Source organism: Leucobacter shiyiweii, from assembly GCF_052446065.1.
GTDB lineage: Bacteria > Actinomycetota > Actinomycetes > Actinomycetales > Microbacteriaceae > Leucobacter.
Genome location: NZ_CM127080.1, coordinates 2,548,620 through 2,568,346, shown reverse-complemented (window position 1 = coordinate 2,568,346; position 19,727 = coordinate 2,548,620). Strand labels below are relative to the sequence as shown.

Sequence of the window (19,727 nt, the reverse complement as noted above, 5' to 3'; positions counted from 1 at the left end):
GCTCGCGCAGAACCTCGCACCTCGCGGTCGCGTTAGTCGCAACACCATACATTGAAAGGCGGAATACCCCGGGGCATCAAGACTGAGCAACGCGTTGCCCTGGATCACAGGCCCAGGCCCGGTCCATCACGGTAAGGCGTGCTGCTGCGGTGCTCCTGCTCGATGTCCTGCTGGCGGGCGCGCTCTTGCTCAGCACGCTGCGCCTCGCGCGCGGCCTGCGCAGCGCGGCTCTGCTCGATCTGCGCTGTCGCCTCCGCCGGGGTGAGGGTGGCGAGTAGATCGGCTTCCTCCCGCGCCTGCTTTGCCGCCTGCGCCGCCCGCGCCCTCTGCTGGGCGGGATTGGCGCTGAGGTAGCTCTGCCGGTTGCGGAGCACGTTGTCGGTGCCGAACACACGCGCGTACGCGGCCAACCGAGCCATCTGCGCCTGCTCGGGCCGACCGATTAGGGCGTCGCGCGCGGCCCGGTGCTCGTGCTCGGCCTCGGTCACACGGGAGTTGCCATCGACCAGCGGCCCGGTGACGCGCTTTACCCACGCCTCGCGCTTCTCGTTCCACCTCGGCGGGCCGCTCCACTCGTCCGTGAGGTGCTGTCGGGTCTGCTGGGCGCGGGCCCGGGCGGTCTCGTGGTCGGTGCGAGCGCGACGCTTCCCGAACCACGACACCGACCGCACCTGCTCGGCTGTCGCCTCGACCTCTGCGCTGGCGTCCTGCCAGTCGGTCAGTGCGACCTCTGCCGCTGAGACGATCGGGGCGGCGACCTCGGCGCGCACCTCTGCAACGCGTTGCTTCGCCGCCTCCTCGGCCACGCGTGCCCGTTCCCGCGTCGCTGTCTCGCGTTCGCGGAGGTCGGTGAGGGCGGTGCCCACTCGTTGCCATCGTTCTGCCTGCGCCTTGGCGGTCTGGGCGCGGTGCAGCAGCGTGGCGACCTCCTCGTTGACGAACTGCACGGGGCCGTCGTCGGTCAGCCCGGCCACGGCCTCCGTGGCGCGCTTGGTGGCGTCAGTGAGGCCGCGGTCGGCGCGGTCGCGTGCGATCGCCTCGATGAACTGCGCTCGCGCACCCGCCTCGTCCTCCGCGACGACGTGCAGCAGGTTCCGCTCACGGCCACGGGTCATACCGACGTAGACGCTCGCCCCACTAGTGGCGTCGCTGAGGAGCGTGTGCGATCCCGTCACGGTCGCTCCTTGGACTCCGTAGGAGGTCGCCGCGTAGGAGAGGTGCGCGTGCTCGGCGACATACTCGGCGGGCAGGCGCACGGTGTGCTGCTGCTTGCGTCCATTCGGGTGTTCGCGGACGCGGAGTGCGCCGTCGTCCTCGACCTGCTGCACGATCCACTGCTGCCGGTTCGCGACCCCGATGCCGGAGTCGTTCTGCCGCGTCTGGATCAGATCGCCCGCCCCGATGGCGAGGTCGTCGCTGCCGTAAGTGGTGCGGGTGTCGTCGACGAGGCCTTGGGCGACCCGCTCAGTACGAATGGCCGCGTTGAGGGTGCGGGCTTCGTCGTTGGTGCTGACCGTCACGGCCTCCCCGTCCACCCGTTCTCGGGCGACGTGCTCGCATGCGTCCTCACTGTTCGCGTGAAGGCGCACGAGGCCGTGGGTGGCGAGCTGGTCGAACACGTCGCCGGGGTTGGTGCCGTCGCGCATCTGCAAGGTGAGGTCGGCGTAGGTGGGGTCGGTGAAGCGGTGCACCTCGGCCATGTCGAACGTGCGACCACGGATCTGCGCGGCCATATCGAGTACCCCGCCACGGCCGACCGCGGCGAGCTGTGCCCGATCCCCGACGAGCGCGACCGTCGCCCCGGCTTCGGTGCAGACCGTCAAGAGGGCGAGAGCGGTGTCCTGGTCGAGCATCCCGGCCTCGTCCACGATCACCCGCTCACCCCGCGCAAGCCGCGCCGCCTCGGACGGGCCGCGATAGTTGCGCCCCGTCTCAGGGTCGGTATCGCCGGGGGCGAGGCGCGTCCATGCGCCGTCATCGTTCCACCGCCATCCGTGCGCGTGCACGAGCGCCGCAACACTGCTCGCAGGCACGTCAAGTTCCTCGTGCGCGACCTGCGCAGCGCGCAACGTCGGAGCAACCATCCGCGAGGCCTTACCATGTTGCGCGGTGACCTCGATTGCAGCGCCGAGCATGGTGGTCTTGCCCGCGCCGGCGGCACCCTCCACGACCACGAGCGGATCGCGCGAGGCCACCGCAGCAGCAGCCCGCTCCTGCCCTGCATCCAAGCCCCGCGCCTGCGCCACCGCGGATACATCGGGATGGCGCGACTCTCGCTTCGCCGCGCGTGCCGCCAGGAGGTCGCGCAGCTCGGTCTCGGCCTGCACGACCCGCAGGCTCGTGAGGTGCGCAACGTGCTCGGGGGTCGGTGCGCCCGGCGGGAGGATCGAGAAGCAATCCTCCATCGCCAACACGGTTGCGACGTGCACGAACTCGCGTAGCTCACCGGGCGCTGCGTGCACGCCGTACTCGGTCATGATGCGGGTCGCGTGCTCCTGCACCGTGTGCCGCGTCCACGCTGACCCACCGGCAGCGCACCGATCCAACGCACGATTCGCGACTTCCTGCACGGAGAGGTCGTCAAGCGCTACTCGTGCACGCGGACCAGGCCGCTGCAACGTGTCGGGGTCGTAACCGGCCTCCCGCAACTCCGACATCCACGCATGCTCCTCGTGCAGGGTGGTGGGCTTCTTCGCGGGCCGCTCATGCGCCCAAGCTTTCGCCGCGAGACGGGCGGAGACAACCGGCCCCATCGTCTCGCCCGGATGCGCGGCCTCCCACTCGGCCTCGAAGCGTTCCAGGTGCTTGCGGACTTGCTCACCGCGCTTGCTCATCACCGGGTTGAACCGCTCGAGCTCAGTGACCTCACCGGTCACGGGATCGAGAGTGAGGCCGTGCCGATCCAGCGCCTCGGCAAGCTCGGGATGCGCAGCGATCACGGCAGTGCCGAGGGCACGGATCGCGCCCTGCTGCTTGAACAACGCCGCCGTATCCAAAGCACGCCACTTCCCGGCCGCTCGCACGCGGGTGCCGATCTGGAAATGGATATGCCGATGCGGATCACCCGCACGGCTGGTTCGATGCGACACGGCCACGGTCTGCACCTCGCGAACGGGCACGACCTCCTGCTTCCCACGCGGCCCGACACGCGTCACGGAGTGCAGAGCGATCCAGCGCTGAATCTCCGCCACCGCATCCTGCTGCGCCGCGTCCAAGGCAGCAGAGACCGCCGGGTGCAGGGCGGCGGCGATCGACAACGATTTCGGCGCGTTGACGACCATCTCCGCGAACCGCGGCGACCCCTGCTTCCCGACACCCGGCAAACGCGGTGTGCCCATCGACTCACCCGTGACCGGGTTCGTCCAGTCCACCCACCCGGCATAGGCCTCCGGGTCGAGCCCGAGAGCAGCGGTGACGTTGCCCTCCCCATCGAGAGTCGTGAACTGCGCGACGGAAGCGTCGTCGCCGAGATAGTAGTCGTCGGCGCGGGAACGGTCGGACTCGACATAGCGGCGCGCGTCGGCTCCGGTTCCCCGGAACAGGATCACGCCGCCATGCATGCAAACCACCGCCTGATGTTTCTAATACAGCAACTATAGTATCTACCACGGTAGCATACGTCCATTCAGGAGAACAGGGTTAGGCGGGTAGATCTCCGGGTTGGCAACGGCGAAGAAAGGTGGCGAATGGGTCGTTTGCTCCATGTATTGAAGGATGTCAATATAGAAGCATGTCAATTCAAGAAGCCGAGGCGCGGTCTGCCGGCGTCGCGGGACGCATGACGAGTTTGGATCGGTGGCTGCCGGTCTGGATCGGGCTGGCGGTGATCGCCGGACTCTTGCTCGGCCGCTTCGTCCCGGCTATCTCGGACGTGCTCACGCGGATGGAGGTCGCCAGCATCTCGGTGCCGATCGGCCTGGGTCTGCTGGTGATGATGTACCCGGTGCTGGCGAAAGTCCGCTACGACAAGATCGCCGCGGTGACCGGCGACAAGCGCCTCCTCATCTCCTCGCTGGCGCTGAACTGGCTGCTCGGCCCCGCAGTCATGTTCGCCCTCGCCTGGATCTTCCTGCCTGACCTGCCCGAGTACCGCACCGGGCTCATCATCGTTGGGCTCGCCCGCTGTATCGCGATGGTCGTGATCTGGAACGACCTAGCCTGCGGCGACCGCGAAGCCACCGCGGTGCTGGTCGCGATCAACTCGCTCTTCCAAGTCATCGCGTTCTCGTTCCTCGGCTGGTTCTACCTCACGATCCTCCCCGGCTGGCTGGGCCTCGACACCCAGGGCCTGGACGTCTCGGTCGGACAGATCGCCCTCAACGTGCTCGTCTTCCTCGGCGTGCCCCTGATCGCGGGGTTCGCGACCCGCTGGATCGGCGAGAAACGCAAGGGCCGCGAATGGTACGAAGAGCGCTTCGTGCCGAAGATCGGGCCGTGGGCGCTCTACGGGCTGCTGTTCACCATCGTGCTGCTCTTCGCACTCCAAGGCGAAGCCATCACCTCCAACCCCCTCGATGTCGCCCGCATCGCGCTGCCCCTGCTGGCCTACTTCGCGCTCATGTGGTTCGCAGGCCTCTTGCTCGGCAAGGGCATCGGGCTCGGCTACGCCCGCTCGACCACGCTGGCGTTCACCGCGGCGGGCAACAATTTCGAGCTCGCCATCGCTGTCGCCATCGGCACGTTCGGCGCCACCAGCGGTCAGGCGCTGGCCGGGGTCGTGGGTCCGCTGATCGAGGTGCCGGTCCTCGTCGGCCTGGTCTATGTCTCCTTGTGGGCGGCCCGCCGCTGGTTCCACACCGATCTCCGGTCCGTCGAAGTGAGGACGTCATGAGTGCTGAGGAACTGCCGATCGCCCAAGCGTGCATACCTACGACGGTCGAGGCGATCAGTATTGAGGCCGCCACAGAGATGTCGATCGTCTTCAAGGCGTTGACCGATCCGTTGCGAGTGCGGATGCTTGCTGCCATCGCGTCCGATTCGCGTGGTGAGTGCTGCGTGTGCGACCTCGCCGAGCTCGCTAATGTCTCCCAACCGACGGTCTCCCATCACCTGCGAGTCCTGAAAGACTCCGGGCTGGTCACCTCTCAACGGCGAGCTACCTGGGTCTGGTACCGCCTCGCCCCTGGCAGAGAGCCGACTGTGTCGACGTTGCTGACGATACTAAATGCGCGCCCTGTTCCGGCAAACGCGAGGACGTCGGCATGAGCGAGAACAACCCATCAGTGCTGTTCGTCTGCGTTCACAATGCCGGTCGGTCCCAGATGGCCGCCGCTTTCCTCGCCACCGGCTCCGCTGGTCGAATCGACGTCCGTTCCGCAGGCTCGGAGCCTGCCGACCGACTCAATCCGGCGGTGGTCGAGGCCATGCGCGAGGTCGGCATCGACATCACGACCGAGCGGCCCAAGCTGCTGACCACCGACGCGGTGCAGACCGCTGATGTCGTCATCACCATGGGCTGTGGTGACACCTGCCCGATCTTCCCCGGCAAGCGCTACGAGGACTGGCAGCTCGACGATCCCGCAGGGCTTGGGCTCGACGCTGTGCGCCCCATCCGCGACGACATCGAGAACCGCGTCCGCGACCTCATCGCCGAGCTGCTTGGCTCACAGGCGCCCGATGAGTGAGCACGCCGACGTCGTCGTCGTGATCGGCGGTGGCCAAGCGGGCCTGGCCGCCGGCTATTACCTGCGCCGGGCGGGGCTGGACTTCGTGATCCTCGACGGCCAGGCCCGTGCGGGCGGGGCCTGGCGTCATGGTTGGGATTCGCTGCGGCTGTTCTCCTCGGCCGAGTACAGCCCGCTGCCGGGTTGGCCGATGCCGCGCCAGCGGGGCGAGACGTTCCCCACCGCCGGTCACGTCGTCGAGTACCTGCACGACTACGAACAGCGCTACGAGCTGCCCGTGCACCGGCCCGTCCAGGTCAGCGGAGTCCGCGCCCACAGCCGCGGGCTCAAGGTTGAGACCGACCGGGGCACCTGGCACGCCGCGTTTGTCATCAGTGCTACCGGCACCTGGGAAACCCCCTTCATGCCCGCCTATCCGGGCATGGCCGAGTTCGCGGGCGAGCAGCTACACACGGTCGACTACTCCGTCCCGGAGCGATTCCGCGGTCAGCGGGTGCTGGTCGTCGGTGCCGGCAACTCCGCCGCGCAGATCGTCGCCGAGGTCTCCACCATCGCGGAGACGACCTGGGCGACCCGACACCCGCCCCGGTTCATGCCCGATGATGTCGATGGCCGCGTGCTCTTCGACACCGCCACCCGAGAAGAAGCCGCCCGGAAGGCGGGAACCCAGGCCGAGGGCGTCTCCGGTCTGGGCGACATCGTCATGGTCCCCAGTGTCCGTGCTGCCCGCGACCGCGGCGTGCTGCGTCCCCGCCCCATGTTCGACCGACTCACCCCCGAAGGCGCGGCCTGGAACGACGGCACCGCCGAGCCCTACGACGCAATCATCTGGTGCACCGGCTTCCGCCCCACCCTGGGCCACCTCGCGCCTCTGAGCCTGAGGCGCGTGAACGGCGTGCCCAAGACCATCGGCACACGCTCCGCCGACGAGCCCCGCCTGCACCTGCTCGGCTACGGCGACTGGACCGGCTTCGCCTCAGCCACCCTGATCGGGACGGGCAGAGCCGCTAAGGAGGCGGTCCGGGACATCACCAGCCGCCTCCCTGCGGCGTCACTCTCACAATAGATAAGCCGTCGCTTGTGTCATAAGCAGTCGCGTGTTAGTGTGGAGGTATGTCTTCACCGATACAAATTCCGGCCGTGGCCTCGGACCTCTCGGCCAAAGAACGCGCCGCCTACCTGGCCCCCACCCTCTCGGCTCTGGCCGATGAGAACCGTCTGACAATCGTGCTGTGCCTCGCCGATGGCGCCAAGACGAACAAGCAGCTGCAGGAGGCCACTGGCCTCAGCCAGGCGCTGGTCAGCCATCATGTCTCCGCTCTGCTCAAGGCGGGGCTGATCGAAGTGGCCCCGCAGGGCCGGTCGAATCTCATTTCGATCTGCTGCGAACAGTTGGCCGCTCCAGTCCAGTGGCTGGCTCATCTGGCCACGCTGACTCCCGCCGGGCAGCGGGCCTGCTGCACCGAGGTCGAGATCCCGGCACGCAGTGTGGTGACCGATGCTGACTGACACACTCGGAACCTTCGCACTGCTGCTGGGCCAGCTGCTGGCCCTGTTCCTCGTCGTCTCGACCGTCGTCGCGCTGATCAACCGGCGATTCGGGCCGGAGAAGATGCGTGACTGGATGAGCAGCGGGAGGGTCCCCGGACCGGTCAAGGGACTGCTTTTGGGGGCGGTGACTCCGTTCTGCTCCTGCTCGACCCTGCCGATTCTGGTCGGAATGCTCAACGCCGGGGTCGCCTTCCAGACAGCGATGACCTACCTCATCGCTTCGCCGCTGCTCAACCCGATGATCGTCGGCGGCATCGGGATCGTCTTCGGATGGACGACCGCCATCGTCTACACGCTCTTCACCCTGGCCGTCTCACTGATCATCCCGTGGGTATGGCGCGGCCTGGGCCTGGAGAAGGCGCTCAAGCGCGTGCGCGTGCAGGGCGAGAAGACGCCCGAGCCGTGGAAAGGCCTGCGTGGCGAGATGCCCGGAGCGCTCCGCCAAGCCTGGACCGATCTGCGCCCCCTGCTTGTGCCCATGCTCATCGGCGTGTCGATCGGAGCCGCGATCTACGAGTTCGTCCCCGAGGACCAGCTGACCGCCTTCGCCGGAGCCAACATCTGGTGGGCGGTGCCCCTGGCCGCGGTCATCGGCATCCCGCTCTACATCCGCCTGGAGACCATGCTCCCGGTCGGGCTGGCCCTCCAGTCCGCCGGTGTGGCCCTCGGCCCGATCTTCGCCCTGATGATCGGCGGGGCCGGGGCCTCCCTGCCGGAGGTATCGATGCTCACGGCGATCTTCAAGCCACGGCTTCTTGTGGCATTCGTCGTCACCATCCTGGCCGTGGCGATCGCCGGCGGCTACATCCTCACGATCACAGCCTGATCCCCACAACTGTCCCCCGTAAACCCACCACAGGAAAGGAACCACCATGGGACTGAAGGACCTGTTCACCGGACGCTCGAAGAACGAGCAGTCGGACTGCTGCAACGTCGAGATCGTCCCGGCCGACGAAGACGATAAGCAGCAGAACACCAACACTGAAGCACCTCAGCAGGCAGGCATGAGCTGCTGCCAGGACGCCAAGACGGAAGTCTAGCCACTCCGCAATCCTTCAGCGCTGTCATAGGAACGACCGCGGGGCCTCGCCATCGGCGAGGCCCCGCTTTACCTCAGCCACTCACTGGTTTGGGTCGAATCATGATTCCGGTCCAAAGGTTGGGCCGGTGGACCGGAAGACGACTTACCCTGTGACTTCGATTCGCAATGGTCCACCCTGCCCGGCAGGAGGCTGCACAGGCCGCCACACTCATACGTACAGACGTGACACAACGCTGGCTGCTTCCCTACCATGCGGCCCGTGTGTCACTTTCACCTCGGCAATTCCAATGGGTGTTCGTTGTTACATTCGGCGTAAGCCCGCGCGTCTACGTCACGATTTTGCGCACCTAACTCATGGCCCGATTGATTCGGGCAACCGATATGTCCATAGCAATGTTCTATCGACGGGTCGGCTGGCACAGTCGCGGTCACGCCGCAGTCATCTTCCGCCACTACCTCGGAATGAACCCCTCCGAGTACCGCCGCTACGGATCACCGACCGCCAGCCGAAGCGGGCCAGGTATGGGCGTCGCCCACGCCGCCAAAAGTGCTAACGAAAGTGCTAAGCAACCTGTAGGTCGAGGTATCGCGGTGGAGTTATCCGCAGGTCACATGCCGTAGATCGTTGATTTTGTGCGGCTGAATGCCCGATGCCGATTCGCGGCGCGAGGGGGTCGAGGTCAGTTCAAGTCCCCCCTCGCGCACGAGGTGGTGTCGCGAAATTAGCGAGACCACTATCGTGAAATTGGAAAATGGCTCGGATCAGCATCATGATCCGGGCCTTTTTTCGTTTCAGCGACGCTCACCACACCGCCGCGCACCCCGAAATGGTGCCGCCGGCAGATCCAGCTGTAACGCAGAAACGACGAGTAACCCTTTCGGGCTATTCGTCGTTTCAGATATTCAGTTCAAGGATGTCGGAGTATGGCTACTCCGTCGCGACTTCGGGTGGCGCCGACTCGGCAGCACTGAGCACTTGCGTTTCCGTGTTGTGGTTCAGTCGGCAGCGGCGGGTATCGCGCCGCTTCCGCACACGGTGTTTGGGCTGACCGTCACTGTCGGTGGCGTTGAGCTTGATGAGGCCCTGGATGATGCGACGGATGTTCGTCGCGACGGAAGCGATCAATGCCGCGAAGTAGTTGTACGCGTACCCGCGGCCCGTGCGCACCACTTGCTGAGCAAGGTTCGTGCTCCCTGGCCGTTTCAGCAGCATGTTGCTCATCTCGACCTGGTTCCGCTGCCCATACGCACGGAACCAGTCCTCCGACTTCCAAGCGAACTTCTGCAGGTGCTTGATGACTTCCTTCTCAAGCCCAATCGTGACACTCCCCGTCGGGTTGTCATTCGTGAACTTCCCCGTGGCAGGGTCAAACCCCACGTAGGTACGGGGGTCAGGGTAGGTGAACCGCTGATGCCCGTCAGCGTCAACCTTGCCCTTCGGAATCATCTGGTACACCTCTCGCGCCCGATGAATCTCGTCCCGCTTCTCAAGCGTGTAGGGCTTCCCTGTAGCCGGGTCCTCAACACCCTATGCGTGCCAGAGCGAGATCATGACATACGACTCCGGCATACGGTTCACATACGGTACCCCGTCAACGATGATGATCGGCTTCCCCGGAACTGACCCCTGGGGGCCAAGGTCCGTGTACTTGTAGTCGTAGACCGTCTCGAACCGCATCCGTCGCACGGGCTCCTGGAACTGGTGCGTATCGAGCCCGTTGAACGCACGATCCACCACGACGAGCCCGCGCTTGTCTGTGAACGCCGCATGCTGTTCAACCGTGGTGATCGCCGTTTCCGAGATTTCCGCAGGGCGATGGAACGAGACCCCGGTGATCAGCGGGAATGGGAACGCCCCGTTCTTCGTGTCGATCATCACCGTCGTATCGAGTTCGTAGCCGGGCTGAGCCTTGTCGCTTTCCGTGCCATCATGGTTGCCCTGGCGCACATACCAGCCACACTGGTAATCACCGTTACGCATCTCCCGCTTCGGGAGACCTTTCCTGGTCCGCAGCGAACGCTTCGAGTAATCGTTCGGATTCATCGCACCTTGCACCTCCACCAGGGTCGAATCCAGTGCGAGGTCGCCACGATAGGGGTCTGCTGAGGCTTTGGTTGAGTCCGGGGTTTATGCCGCCAGAGCGACGGCATCCATCATTATGGCCTCGAACTCGACCGGTGTCAGCTTCCCGAGCCGGCGCTGCCGACGTTTGCGGTGATACTTCCCCTCGATCCATGACACGATCGCGAGGCGCAGCTCCTGCCGGGTCCGCCACGAGCCCCGGTCGAGCATGTTCTTCTGCAGCAGCGAGAAAAAGCTCTCCATCGCAGCGTTATCTCCGCACGCCCCCACTCTTCCCATCGACCCTTTGAGCTTGTATCGCTTCAGCGCCTTCTGGAACTTCCGGCTTCGAAATTGACCGGATTCAACCGGTCCAATGCTCGGTGATGTCCACGAGCCATTTCTCGTCAAGCCCGCTCGCAGTGAAATCACGCTGCACCAGATCATCACCCACCGGCGCCCCAGCCCGCCGGTAACGACGTTTGCGCTTCGTAATGACCGACTGGATGCCAGCTACCTTGCACAGACGCCAGACCCGCCGCTCACTGATGTCGTAGCCGAGATCGTGAAGATCATCGGCGAGGACACGGTAGCCGCCCTCGGGGTCCTCCTCGTGTAGTTCTCGCAGCACCCCGATCAGGTGCTGATCCGCAGCCTCACGAGCTGACACTGGCCGTTTCAACCACTGATAGTAGGCCTGCTCGCTGAACCCGAGCACCCGGCACGCCACCGCGACCGGCACCCTGACACGGGCACCGGCCGCAGCCATCTCATGGACGAGCGGGAACACTATTTTGGGGGCGTGATGTGTACCTGTGACAAATATGCTGCCGCACGCCTGAGGACCTCGTTCTCCATCTCGAGCTCGCGGATCCGCTTCAACGCGGCCCGCATCTCGCGCTGCTCATCAGGGTCCTTCGACGGGGTCATTCCATAGGTTTTGAACCTGGAATCTTGGATCCACGCGCCGAGCGCGGACTTCGAGATCCCGAGGTCTTTACACACGGTTTTCTGGGAGATACCGAAGTCCACGAGCGCGACAGCGTCACGCTTGAATTCCTCGCTGTACTTGATCGGCATGATCATCATCCTTCCAGCACAGCCCCGGAAAGCTATGCAGACTTGGACTCAACCAAACCGACAGCAGACCCCGCCCTCGACCTCGCCAAACAGAACATCCCCACCACCATGACACCGGGAGACACGGCCGGGCGCACACAGCTGCCGCTCACGGTCATCACCGGCGGCCGCGACTGGAAAGACACACCGCTACTGAAGTCGCGGATGGCGGGCGGGTTCTGCCTCCGCGCGCCCGCGCAAGGCGCATGCAGCTACGCGAACATCTGCGAACACTGCCCGTCTTACCGGTCCGAACCTTCCTCGCTCCCGATCCTCGCCGCACAACGCGTCGACGCCGACGCGCTCGCCCGTGACGCCGAACAGCGAGGATGGATCGACGAGGCCGAACGCCACCACAAGCTCATCGCCCGCCTCGACACGCTCATCGCCGATACGGAGGCCCAGACCGGATGACCAGCCCCACACTGAACCAGATCGAGCGAGCCTGCATCGACCTCGCCCGAGATGGACTCCCCATCACTATTGCCGCCGTTGCCGATCGCGCCGGAATCTCAAGATCCACGATCTACCGCAACACTGATCTGCGCACCATCATCGAGCACCAGCAACGAACAGCTCCCGACGGCAGCATCATCGCGATCACCGATGAACTCGCCACTCTCCGCCAAACCGTCCAGACCCTCGCGGATACCGTCCGCCAGCACGACGCGCAACTACGCCGACTCACCCGCGACTGACCACGTTATCCGGCCAAACCCCAACCCGGCACCGATTAGCCGGATAAGGACTCGATAACGCGATGATGGAATCGTTCTGGTCTTCGATACAGATCGAGCTTCTTGACCGGAAACGCTGGTCAACCAGAGTCGAGTTGGCGAATGCGATGTTCGAGTACATCGAGGTGTTCCACAACCGGAAACGACGACATTCAGGGATTGGGTATCGCACCCCGATCGAGGTCGAGATAGCCTACAAGCGGACACTCGTCCCAGCTTGATACTCAACACGGCGTGAGGTAACCAAACTGTAGGGCAGGTCACTTTCGGGCCCCGTAGCACAAGGCCCCCTTCCTAGGCCGCGTTGGGCGGTAAAACCTCGGCGCGTCCCTCCCAACGGGTGACCGGGGGGAACGCGTCAGAGTCGGTAATGACCTCGATCAGCGTCACTTTGCCGTTGCCGACCGAAGCCTTCAGTGCCGACTGCAGCTCCTCAACCGAGGTGACACGCACACCCTCGGCCCCGCACGCACGCGCGATCGCCGCATGGTCGACCTCAGCGAACTCGATCGCAGAGGTGGTCTCTGAGAACTGCACGAGCTCGGCATGCTTCTGGAAGCCGAGGATCGAGTTGTTCAGCAGGATAACGGTGAGTGGGACGTCTGCCCGCACAGCAGTCTCGAGCTCCTGCCACACGTGGCCAAACCCCCCGTCACCGGTAATGCAAACGACCTCTGCCTCTGGCCGGGCAATCTTGGCGCCGATCGCCATGGGGTAGCCCCAACCGAGCCCGGCCATGCCGCGTGGCGACAAGAACTGCTGCCCTGGCGCACGAGCGGTGAGGTAGTTCGTCATCCAAATGGTCGAGTAGCTCGCGTCCGCCACGAGCACCGTGTCGGCGTCGATCAGCTCGTCGAGCTCGCGCATGACGCGCTCGGGACGTAACGGCACACCGTCGAGATCCACCAGCTCCGCCAGCATCGCCTGGCTGCGCGTACGGGCATCCAAGATGCGCGCTTCCAACGCGGCGCGAACCTTGCGCCGCCGCACCAGAAGCTCGCCTGAACCGAGCGCCTCGGTCAAGTCCTCAATGCCGGCGCGGACGTCGCCGGCGAGGCGCAGCGCTTCATAGGTGCGACCGATCTCGGTGCCGTCGATGTCGAGATGAATGACCTTCGCGTGCTCAGGAATCAGCGCCCAGCCGTCGGTGCCGTTCTCGTTCGTGCGGTTGCCAGCGAGCACGACGACGTCTGCGTCGGCAAGAATTTCACGCTGGAAGCGCGTCGTGGAGCGCTTGCCCATGACATTCCCGACGACGCCCATCGACAGCGGGTGACGCTCGTCAACCGAACCCTTACCCATGTTCGTGGTTGCGACGGGCAGCCCTGCCATTTCCTGCAGTGCGGCGACGGCGGCGGTCGCCTGGGAGCGCTGCACACCACCGCCGGCGATGAGGATGGGGTGCTCGGCCTCGGCGATGAGCCGGGCGGCTTCCGCCACCGCCGCACGATCGGGGCGCGGGCGGTCGAGCGGGAACTGGCCGAGCTGCGCCGAGCGCGCGAACGGCGCCGGCTGAGCCTCGGCAATCATGACGTCTTTGGGCAGCATAAGCACGACCGGGCCGGGTCGCCCGCTCGTCGCCGCCGCGATCGCCATGTCGACGTAGTCGGCTGCGCGCGCCGGGTCGTTCAACTGGCGAATCCACTTCGCGCAACCGGAGAAGAGCGCGAAGTGATCGATCTCCTGAAACGCATTGCGGTCACGGGTTGCGGATGGCACGTCCTGCACGATCGCAAGCATGGGCACTGAAGCGAGCATGGCCTCGGTCATGGGCGGCACGAGCAGCGTCGCTGCGGGCCCATTCTGGGCTCCTATGACCGAGATGCGACCCGATACTCGGGAGTACCCGTCGGCCATTGCGCCGCCAGCGTTCTCGGTGCGGTACATGACCTGGCGAATTCCCGCGCGTTCGGCGGCCAAGAAGAAGGCCGAGGGCAAGCTCTGCCCGAACACCTCGGTGATGTTGTGCCGCACGAGGGCGGTGACTACTGCTTCAACAACGGTTTGTGACATGCGTATTCCTCTTGTACAGCTGGCACATCACTACTGCAACAGTGGCGCCTAATCGGTGAGCGCGAGCGCCCGAATGGGGCTTGCGCTTGAACCTTCGAGCGGCAGCGGCAGGCCGACAAACTCGAAGCGGTGCGACGGAATCTGATCAACGTTCACGAGATTCTCGATGATCGCTATGAAGTCGTCCGGCGCGAGGCCAAGGGACTCCGGCCTCAGAAAATTGGTGTGGATCGGCGAAGACATCGCTCCATCGGTAGTTTCAGGCGTCGAGCAGTCGACCCCGAGGGTGCGAATGCCCTTGGCGCGCAACCACTCGCCCGCGTCCTTCGTGAGCCCCATGTGATCTCGCAGATAGGTCTCGGGGTCGGATGTGGCGTACCTCGACCAGCCGGTGTGCAGCAACACGATGTCGCCAAGCTGAATGAGTTCACCCGAGGCTTTCTCGGCGCGCTCTAACACCCCGGCCGTGATCCTGCCGCCGGGGCCGAAGACCTCGGTGCAGTCAAGCCAAATGCCCGAACCGAACCCGTACTCGAGCGGAATGCGCTCGGCCGAGAACTCCGTGTCGGGGTTCGCGTGCCAGGGCGCATCCATGTGTGTGCCGGTGTTGCCGTTCATTACCCACTGCTCGTTCTGAAACGAGACGCGCTTGCCGTCGTAATCATTTCGACGCTCGGTATGGGTATAGCCCCAGTGGTTCAGCGACCCGATGATCTTCACTGGCGTGCGGCCGTGCGAGGGGTGCCCCGCCATGCCTTCCCGGATGACATGGGTGAGATCAGTCACGGTCTGCTGCTGCACGATGGTGCCTTTCATATGAGCGGGTCGAGCTGGGGCGTGCTGGTGGGACCCGAAGTGAGCCCCACCAGCACGCCGAACCTACTTAGCGGGCTTCGTTCCAACCCGGCAGCGGGACGTTGTTCGGCTCAGAGAGCGCGAGGTCGAGCGGGAAGACCGGCACACTTTCGCCGTCCTGCCACTGGCTGACGAAGAACAGTGCGCGCTCGTTCTGACCGTTCTTGTTGAACTTTAGGCCCGAACCGTCCATGCCGGTGCGCTCCTCAAAATCGATCGCGTCAGCCGCGGCGGCGATGCCCTCGGGCGTCAGCTCGTCTGCCGTCTTCATCGTCGCGAACAGCGCCATGGCGCCCATGAAGCCATTCATGTCGAACGCGCCGGGCAAGGCCCCGCCATTGGCAGCCGAATAACGCTTGATGAAGTCGTCGTAGTGCGCCTTCGCCTCGGGCACGAGTCCCTCAGAGTTCAGCTGCGACGAGAAACCGACATTGAAGATGCCGTTGCCGCTGGGACCCATAGCCTCGATCCACGCCTCGTTCAAGTGTCCACCACCCGAGCCGATGATGATGGGAGGCGAAACGTCAGCCGCACGCATGGCACGGCCCAGGGCCGCTGCGTCAGCGTCGTAGCTCGAGAGGACGAGCAGGTCGGGCGCCGCGTCGCGAATCTGTAGCGCGACGCTGGTGAGATCCGCACTGTCGAGCGGGTACGGGGCATTCAGCTTGACATCCATGCCGAAGCTCTCAGCCGTCTCGTTCACGCCGTTCATGATGTCGGTGCCGTACGAGTTGTTGACGCCGGCCCAAGCCACCGTCATGTCCTCGGGCGCCTTGCCGATCTTCTCAGCAAGATTTTCGGCAGCAAACGTGACCGAGTCAACACCGATGTCGCCCGCCGTCTTCGATGCACGGTAGACATTGTCGTACTCGCCGCCCGTGATAGCGACTGCCGACGCACCCGTCTCCCAGTACAGTCCACCCTCTCCGGTGATCACCGGAATTGCGGCGAGGGCGAGAGAGGAACCGAAGGTGCCCAGCACGATGTTGACGTCCTCGTTGAGCATGCGCTCGGCTGCCTTACGAGCCGACTCGTCGTCAGGGGCGTCTTCAGTCTTGTACTCGACGGTGACGCCGTTGATGCCACCCTCGTCGTTGATGATCTGACGCGCGATCTCCGAGCCATCCGCGACCCGGTTACCGGTGCCGGCGAGCGGCCCGGTCAGGGGGAGGATGCGCCCAATGACAACACTGTCACCGCTGTCCCCCGCAGCCGAGCTGCCTGAGGCGCAACCGGACAGTACCAGCGCCGTCATGGCGCCGATCGCCATGCCGGCAATGAGTTTCTTGTTCATGTGTGATTTCCTTTTCCTTAGGTATTGCTAAATGCCTAGGTAGGCCTTTTGCAGTTCTTCATTTTTTAGAAGTTCTTGGGCGCCGCCTTCGAGCGCGACCGCACCCTGCTCGATGACGTAGCCTCGGTCTGCGGTGCCGAGTGCCTGGGCCACGTTCTGCTCTACAAGCAGCACCGTCACCCCGGCGTCGCGCACCTGGTGAATGACTTCAAACACCTCGGTGACAATCTTGGGTGCCAGCCCGAGTGAAGGCTCGTCCAGGATCAGCAGCTTCGGTTCGGCCATCAGCGCTCGCGCGATCGCGACCATCTGTTGCTGACCGCCCGAGAGCAAGCCCGCGTGCTGCTTGCGCCGTTCCTTCATAATCGGGAACAGCTCGTACATACGGTCGAGCGTCTCGTGCTGGTTCTTCCGCGCGGCGGGCGTGGCAGCACCGAGGAATAGATTGTCTTCGACCGTCATGCCGCCGAAGAGGCGCCGCCCTTCGGGGCAGTGCGCGATGCCGAGTTGGGCGATCGCGTGCGAAGGCAGCCCCGAGATGGGTTCTCCGTTGAAGGAGATGGTCCCGGAGCGCGGACGCACCAGCCCTGAGATCGTCTTCAGCGTCGTCGTCTTCCCCGCGCCGTTTCCGCCGAGCACGGCGACAACCTCGCCCTCGTTCACGGCGAGATTGACGTCCAGCAACACCTTCGCCCGGCCATACGAGACCGCGAGATTCTCAATGCGCAACATGTTGGTACCCTTCCCCGAGGTAAGCGGTCAGCACACCGGGATCCTGCGTGACCTGCGACGGGGTGCCCTCTGCAAGGTTCCGTCCACGTTCAAGCACGACCACGTGGCTGGAGAGGCCCATCACGGCCTTCATGTGGTGTTCGATGAGAATGACCGAAGTGCCGCCATCGGCAAGCTGGCGAATGAAATCCATCATCGCCTGCACCTCGGAGGGCACGAGCCCGCCCATGACCTCGTCGAGCAGCACCAACTCCGGCTCGGCGGCCAGCACGCGCGCGACCTCGAGGCGTTTTCGCAGCCCTATGGGTAACGCCCCGGTAATCGCCTCGGCGTAGTCCATGAGTCCGAGCTGCTCAAGCAGTGGATCGACCAGCTCGTGAGCCTCGCGCACCGTCTTCCGCCGATTCAGCGCCCCCACTAGCACGTTCTCCCGCACGCTTAGCTGCGTCAAACCTCGCACCTTCTGGAAGGTGCGTACCAGGCCATCCTTGGCGATTCGTTCAGGCAGTCGCCCGATCAACTCAGCGCCGTTGAACTTCACAGAGCCTGACGTCGGCTTCATGAACCCGGAGACGATATTGAACAGCGTGGTCTTGCCCGCGCCGTTGGGGCCGATGACACCGGTAATTTCGCCGCGTGCCGCCGTCAGATTCACGTTCTCGAGAATCTTCAGGCCGCCCAGCGAGATGCTGAGGTCTTTCACCTCGAGGATGTTGTCAGTCATGACCGGTCCTCCTTCGCCGTCGCAGCCTCAGCAACCGAGCTCTCAGCCGGCAGCGATTCATCGCTCACCACCCGCACCACGGTTGTCTCAATTTCGTCGGGCACCTTCGGTTCTTTCGTAATCAAGCGGCGCACCCAGCTGTAGCCCGAGCGGATCAGGCCCATGACACCGTTGGGAAGCAGCAGGATCGACACGATCAGCAGGCCACCGTAGATGAAGTTCGACAGACCAGGAATGGACGACCCGACCGATTCGATCACATAGTGCTCGAGAAGGATGATCAGGACGGCGCCGATGAGGGGGCCGAACACGCCCGCCATACCGCCAATGATCGCCATTAGCGCGGGCTCCCACGTCACTGCCACCGAGCCCACATTGCCGGGGGTGATGTACAGCGTGTACTGCGCAAACATCGCGCCGGCAAGGGCCGAGAAGAAGCCCGAGAGGCCGACAGCGAACATCTTCGTGCGCACGGCGGGAATACCGATTGAGCGTGCGCTCACCTCGTCTTCCTTGACCGCGAGCATCTGGTAGCCCCGCTTCGAACGGGTCAGCATGATGACTACCGCCGCAGTGATGACGTACAGCCCGAGGGTGACGTACACATACTCTTCCTTGGTGGCGAAGATGAGGTTCCAGAACCCGGTTTCCTTCGGGATCGTGATCCCCTCATCGCCTCCGGTGAGGTTCGGAAAGTTCTGCAGCATGATAAACATGATCACAGCGAGACCCAGCGTGGCCAGGCCAAAGTAGTGACCGCGCAGACGCAGGCTGATCGCGCCGATGAACAACGCGACCAACACGGCGATCAGTGCGGCCAGCAGGATCGCGACGAACGTCGGCAAGCCGAAGTTCAGGCGCAGCAGGGTCGTCCCAAACGCGCCAATCGCGAACAGCGCACCGTGGCCTAGGGAGAACAGACCCGTCATGCCGCCCGCGATGTTCCACGCGGTCGCGAACGTCGCGAAGATCAGGATCGTGTTCATCAGGTCAAGCGTCATCCGGCTCGGTCCAGTGAGCGTGAATCCGATGACGGCGACCGCAATGATGGCGAGCGGGAGGAACGGCTTCAGTTTCTTCAGCATGATCTAACCACCTACCATCGCGGAGTCGAGGGACTTTTTCCCGAACAGGCCCCGAGGGCGCAGCGCGAGCATCACGACGAACAGGATGAAGACTGAAGCCTGCATCCACTGGGTACCGAAGTAGTAGCCCACGAGCGTCTCGATCACGCCGACCACGAGGCCGCCGATGAAGGCGCCACTCACGGAGCCCATGCCGCCGAGCACCACGACGACGAAGCTCGTCAGGACGAAGTGCAGGCCCGTCGTCGAGGAGACTGCAGTGAAGGGAGCAAGCAGGACGCCAGCGGCGACAGCGAATGCTGAGCCGAGCACGAATACGGTGGCGTACGTGCGGTTGATCCGCAGTCCCACGACCTTCGCCGCGTAGTTGTCCTCGGACACCGCGCGAATCTGCTTGCCAGCGCGAGTGCGGTAGAGGAAGTACCAGAGGCCCGCAACCAGCAGGATTCCTCCGAGGAAAGCGATCACACGCCCCACCTCGACCGCGATACCCAGCACCTGAATGCGGGACGATGCAAACGGGTCAGAGAACGCAAACGTCCGCGAGCCAAACGCCATCAGCGCTACGGCCTGCAGCGCGATGCTCAGGCCGAGCGTGGTGAAGATCTGCACGTTGAGCGACTTCCCCAACGTCTGCCGGATGATGCCAACGTAGATCAAGTACGACAGCGGAAGTGATGCAATAAGCACCAACAATCCCACCACGTACGGATTCATGCCAGTTGCCGTCGCCACCACAGTCGTGGCCATCATGCCGAGCATGACGAACTCTCCGTGGGAGAAGTTCATCACGTCCATGACGCCAAAAATGAGGGTGAGGCCAACCGCCACGAGGGCAAGAACCCCGCCAGCCATAATGCCAAGAACAAGCAAGTCCCACATCGGGCGG

The 19,727-nt window shown here is 64.4% G+C and carries 19 protein-coding genes and 2 pseudogenes; 10 read left to right on the top strand and 11 right to left on the bottom strand.

The window, feature by feature from the left end:
* Nucleotides 1–104: 104 nt before the first annotated feature.
* A complete protein-coding gene (gene mobF / locus ACTNFJ_RS11940; protein ID WP_363567138.1) occupies nt 105–3,560 on the bottom strand; it encodes a MobF family relaxase in 3,456 nt (1,151 codons plus the stop codon).
* Between the two features lie 218 nt (nt 3,561–3,778).
* On the opposite strand from mobF, the gene arsB reads away from it, so the two are divergent.
* Genes arsB through ACTNFJ_RS11905 form a run of 7 tightly spaced genes read left to right on the top strand, consistent with a single transcriptional unit; the run spans nt 3,779 to nt 8,215 of the window.
* Nucleotides 3,779–4,831 carry an ACR3 family arsenite efflux transporter gene (gene arsB, locus ACTNFJ_RS11935; protein ID WP_363567136.1) on the top strand — a complete coding sequence of 351 codons (1,053 nt, stop codon included), beginning with the start codon at nt 3,779–3,781 and terminating at the stop codon, nt 4,829–4,831.
* Entirely contained in the window at nt 4,828–5,205 is a 378-nt protein-coding gene (locus ACTNFJ_RS11930; protein ID WP_363566978.1) for an ArsR/SmtB family transcription factor, read from the top strand. The genes arsB and ACTNFJ_RS11930 overlap by 4 nt, the downstream gene beginning before the upstream one ends.
* Complete coding sequence (locus ACTNFJ_RS11925; RefSeq protein ID WP_363566976.1) at nt 5,202–5,624, top strand: arsenate reductase ArsC; 423 nt, start codon at nt 5,202–5,204, stop codon at nt 5,622–5,624. Before ACTNFJ_RS11930 ends, ACTNFJ_RS11925 begins: the two co-directional genes overlap by 4 nt.
* On the top strand, nt 5,617–6,690 hold the full coding sequence (locus tag ACTNFJ_RS11920; protein ID WP_435906890.1) for an ArsO family NAD(P)H-dependent flavin-containing monooxygenase: 1,074 nt from the start codon (nt 5,617–5,619) through the stop codon (nt 6,688–6,690). The genes ACTNFJ_RS11925 and ACTNFJ_RS11920 overlap by 8 nt, the downstream gene beginning before the upstream one ends.
* 47 nt (nt 6,691–6,737) lie before the next feature.
* A complete protein-coding gene (locus ACTNFJ_RS11915; RefSeq protein WP_397387635.1) occupies nt 6,738–7,133 on the top strand; it encodes an ArsR/SmtB family transcription factor in 396 nt (131 codons plus the stop codon).
* A complete protein-coding gene (locus tag ACTNFJ_RS11910; RefSeq protein WP_435906891.1) occupies nt 7,123–8,001 on the top strand; it encodes a permease in 879 nt (292 codons plus the stop codon). The genes ACTNFJ_RS11915 and ACTNFJ_RS11910 overlap by 11 nt, the downstream gene beginning before the upstream one ends.
* Before the next feature lie 46 nt (nt 8,002–8,047).
* Nucleotides 8,048–8,215, top strand: coding sequence for a hypothetical protein (locus ACTNFJ_RS11905; RefSeq protein ID WP_435906892.1), 168 nt, complete (start codon nt 8,048–8,050; stop codon nt 8,213–8,215).
* A gap of 930 nt (nt 8,216–9,145) precedes the next feature.
* Here ACTNFJ_RS11905 and ACTNFJ_RS11900 read toward each other — a convergent pair.
* The 3 genes and pseudogenes from ACTNFJ_RS11900 to ACTNFJ_RS11890 all read right to left on the bottom strand — a co-directional run.
* On the bottom strand, nt 9,146–9,664 hold the full coding sequence (locus ACTNFJ_RS11900) for a hypothetical protein (protein WP_435906484.1): 519 nt from the start codon (nt 9,662–9,664) through the stop codon (nt 9,146–9,148).
* Between the two features lie 81 nt (nt 9,665–9,745).
* Entirely contained in the window at nt 9,746–10,261 is a 516-nt protein-coding gene (locus ACTNFJ_RS11895; protein ID WP_435906483.1) for a hypothetical protein, read from the bottom strand.
* Nucleotides 10,262–10,348: 87 nt separating this feature from the next.
* Nucleotides 10,349–11,359 (bottom strand): annotated as a pseudogene (locus ACTNFJ_RS11890) (IS3 family transposase); the annotation flags it as partial.
* 42 nt (nt 11,360–11,401) lie between these two features.
* Here ACTNFJ_RS11890 and ACTNFJ_RS11885 point away from each other — a divergent pair.
* The 3 genes and pseudogenes from ACTNFJ_RS11885 to ACTNFJ_RS11875 all read left to right on the top strand — a co-directional run.
* Nucleotides 11,402–11,812: a hypothetical protein gene (locus ACTNFJ_RS11885; RefSeq protein WP_435906482.1), complete on the top strand. Its 411-nt coding sequence runs from the start codon at nt 11,402–11,404 to the stop codon at nt 11,810–11,812.
* On the top strand, nt 11,809–12,096 hold the full coding sequence (locus tag ACTNFJ_RS11880; RefSeq protein WP_435906481.1) for a helix-turn-helix domain-containing protein: 288 nt from the start codon (nt 11,809–11,811) through the stop codon (nt 12,094–12,096). Before ACTNFJ_RS11885 ends, ACTNFJ_RS11880 begins: the two co-directional genes overlap by 4 nt.
* Before the next feature lie 47 nt (nt 12,097–12,143).
* Nucleotides 12,144–12,356 (top strand): annotated as a pseudogene (locus tag ACTNFJ_RS11875) (IS3 family transposase); the annotation flags it as partial.
* Nucleotides 12,357–12,429: 73 nt separating this feature from the next.
* Here the strand turns inward: ACTNFJ_RS11875 and ACTNFJ_RS11870 are convergent.
* The 7 genes from ACTNFJ_RS11870 to ACTNFJ_RS11840 form a co-directional block, all read right to left on the bottom strand.
* Entirely contained in the window at nt 12,430–14,148 is a 1,719-nt protein-coding gene (locus ACTNFJ_RS11870; protein WP_435906480.1) for an acetolactate synthase catalytic subunit, read from the bottom strand.
* A 48-nt stretch (nt 14,149–14,196) separates the two neighbouring features.
* Complete coding sequence (locus tag ACTNFJ_RS11865; protein ID WP_435906479.1) at nt 14,197–14,964, bottom strand: cyclase family protein; 768 nt, start codon at nt 14,962–14,964, stop codon at nt 14,197–14,199.
* A 67-nt stretch (nt 14,965–15,031) separates the two neighbouring features.
* Nucleotides 15,032–16,297 carry an ABC transporter substrate-binding protein gene (locus ACTNFJ_RS11860; RefSeq protein ID WP_435906478.1) on the bottom strand — a complete coding sequence of 422 codons (1,266 nt, stop codon included), beginning with the start codon at nt 16,295–16,297 and terminating at the stop codon, nt 15,032–15,034.
* A gap of 27 nt (nt 16,298–16,324) precedes the next feature.
* Nucleotides 16,325–17,029: an ABC transporter ATP-binding protein gene (locus ACTNFJ_RS11855; RefSeq protein ID WP_435906477.1), complete on the bottom strand. Its 705-nt coding sequence runs from the start codon at nt 17,027–17,029 to the stop codon at nt 16,325–16,327.
* Nucleotides 17,016–17,753, bottom strand: a complete 738-nt coding sequence (locus ACTNFJ_RS11850; RefSeq protein ID WP_435906476.1) for an ABC transporter ATP-binding protein — start codon at nt 17,751–17,753, stop codon at nt 17,016–17,018. The genes ACTNFJ_RS11855 and ACTNFJ_RS11850 overlap by 14 nt, the downstream gene beginning before the upstream one ends.
* The gene (locus tag ACTNFJ_RS11845; protein WP_435906475.1) at nt 17,750–18,838 is read right to left on the bottom strand and encodes a branched-chain amino acid ABC transporter permease; all 1,089 of its coding nucleotides are present in this window, start codon (nt 18,836–18,838) and stop codon (nt 17,750–17,752) included. Before ACTNFJ_RS11845 ends, ACTNFJ_RS11850 begins: the two co-directional genes overlap by 4 nt.
* Before the next feature lie 3 nt (nt 18,839–18,841).
* Nucleotides 18,842–19,720 carry a branched-chain amino acid ABC transporter permease gene (locus ACTNFJ_RS11840; protein ID WP_435906474.1) on the bottom strand — a complete coding sequence of 293 codons (879 nt, stop codon included), beginning with the start codon at nt 19,718–19,720 and terminating at the stop codon, nt 18,842–18,844.
* Between the last annotated feature and the right edge of the window lie 7 nt (nt 19,721–19,727).

What these genes read in the sequence shown, in the direction of transcription:
- ACTNFJ_RS11880 (WP_435906481.1), top strand. Translation starts at nt 11,809, where the DNA reads ATGACCAGCCCCACACTGAACCAGATCGAGCGAGCCTGCATCGACCTC.
- ACTNFJ_RS11870 (WP_435906480.1), bottom strand. Translation starts at nt 14,148, where the DNA reads ATGTCACAAACCGTTGTTGAAGCAGTAGTCACCGCCCTCGTGCGGCAC.
- arsB (WP_363567136.1), top strand. Translation starts at nt 3,779, where the DNA reads ATGACGAGTTTGGATCGGTGGCTGCCGGTCTGGATCGGGCTGGCGGTG.
- mobF (WP_363567138.1), bottom strand. Translation starts at nt 3,560, where the DNA reads ATGCATGGCGGCGTGATCCTGTTCCGGGGAACCGGAGCCGACGCGCGC.
- ACTNFJ_RS11905 (WP_435906892.1), top strand. Translation starts at nt 8,048, where the DNA reads ATGGGACTGAAGGACCTGTTCACCGGACGCTCGAAGAACGAGCAGTCG.
- ACTNFJ_RS11845 (WP_435906475.1), bottom strand. Translation starts at nt 18,838, where the DNA reads ATGCTGAAGAAACTGAAGCCGTTCCTCCCGCTCGCCATCATTGCGGTC.
- ACTNFJ_RS11840 (WP_435906474.1), bottom strand. Translation starts at nt 19,720, where the DNA reads ATGTGGGACTTGCTTGTTCTTGGCATTATGGCTGGCGGGGTTCTTGCC.
- ACTNFJ_RS11910 (WP_435906891.1), top strand. Translation starts at nt 7,123, where the DNA reads ATGCTGACTGACACACTCGGAACCTTCGCACTGCTGCTGGGCCAGCTG.
- ACTNFJ_RS11855 (WP_435906477.1), bottom strand. Translation starts at nt 17,029, where the DNA reads ATGTTGCGCATTGAGAATCTCGCGGTCTCGTATGGCCGGGCGAAGGTG.
- ACTNFJ_RS11930 (WP_363566978.1), top strand. Translation starts at nt 4,828, where the DNA reads ATGAGTGCTGAGGAACTGCCGATCGCCCAAGCGTGCATACCTACGACG.
- ACTNFJ_RS11850 (WP_435906476.1), bottom strand. Translation starts at nt 17,753, where the DNA reads ATGACTGACAACATCCTCGAGGTGAAAGACCTCAGCATCTCGCTGGGC.
- ACTNFJ_RS11900 (WP_435906484.1), bottom strand. Translation starts at nt 9,664, where the DNA reads ATGATTCCGAAGGGCAAGGTTGACGCTGACGGGCATCAGCGGTTCACC.
- ACTNFJ_RS11895 (WP_435906483.1), bottom strand. Translation starts at nt 10,261, where the DNA reads ATGAATCCGAACGATTACTCGAAGCGTTCGCTGCGGACCAGGAAAGGT.
- ACTNFJ_RS11915 (WP_397387635.1), top strand. Translation starts at nt 6,738, where the DNA reads ATGTCTTCACCGATACAAATTCCGGCCGTGGCCTCGGACCTCTCGGCC.
- ACTNFJ_RS11925 (WP_363566976.1), top strand. Translation starts at nt 5,202, where the DNA reads ATGAGCGAGAACAACCCATCAGTGCTGTTCGTCTGCGTTCACAATGCC.
- ACTNFJ_RS11865 (WP_435906479.1), bottom strand. Translation starts at nt 14,964, where the DNA reads ATGAAAGGCACCATCGTGCAGCAGCAGACCGTGACTGATCTCACCCAT.
- ACTNFJ_RS11920 (WP_435906890.1), top strand. Translation starts at nt 5,617, where the DNA reads ATGAGTGAGCACGCCGACGTCGTCGTCGTGATCGGCGGTGGCCAAGCG.
- ACTNFJ_RS11860 (WP_435906478.1), bottom strand. Translation starts at nt 16,297, where the DNA reads ATGAACAAGAAACTCATTGCCGGCATGGCGATCGGCGCCATGACGGCG.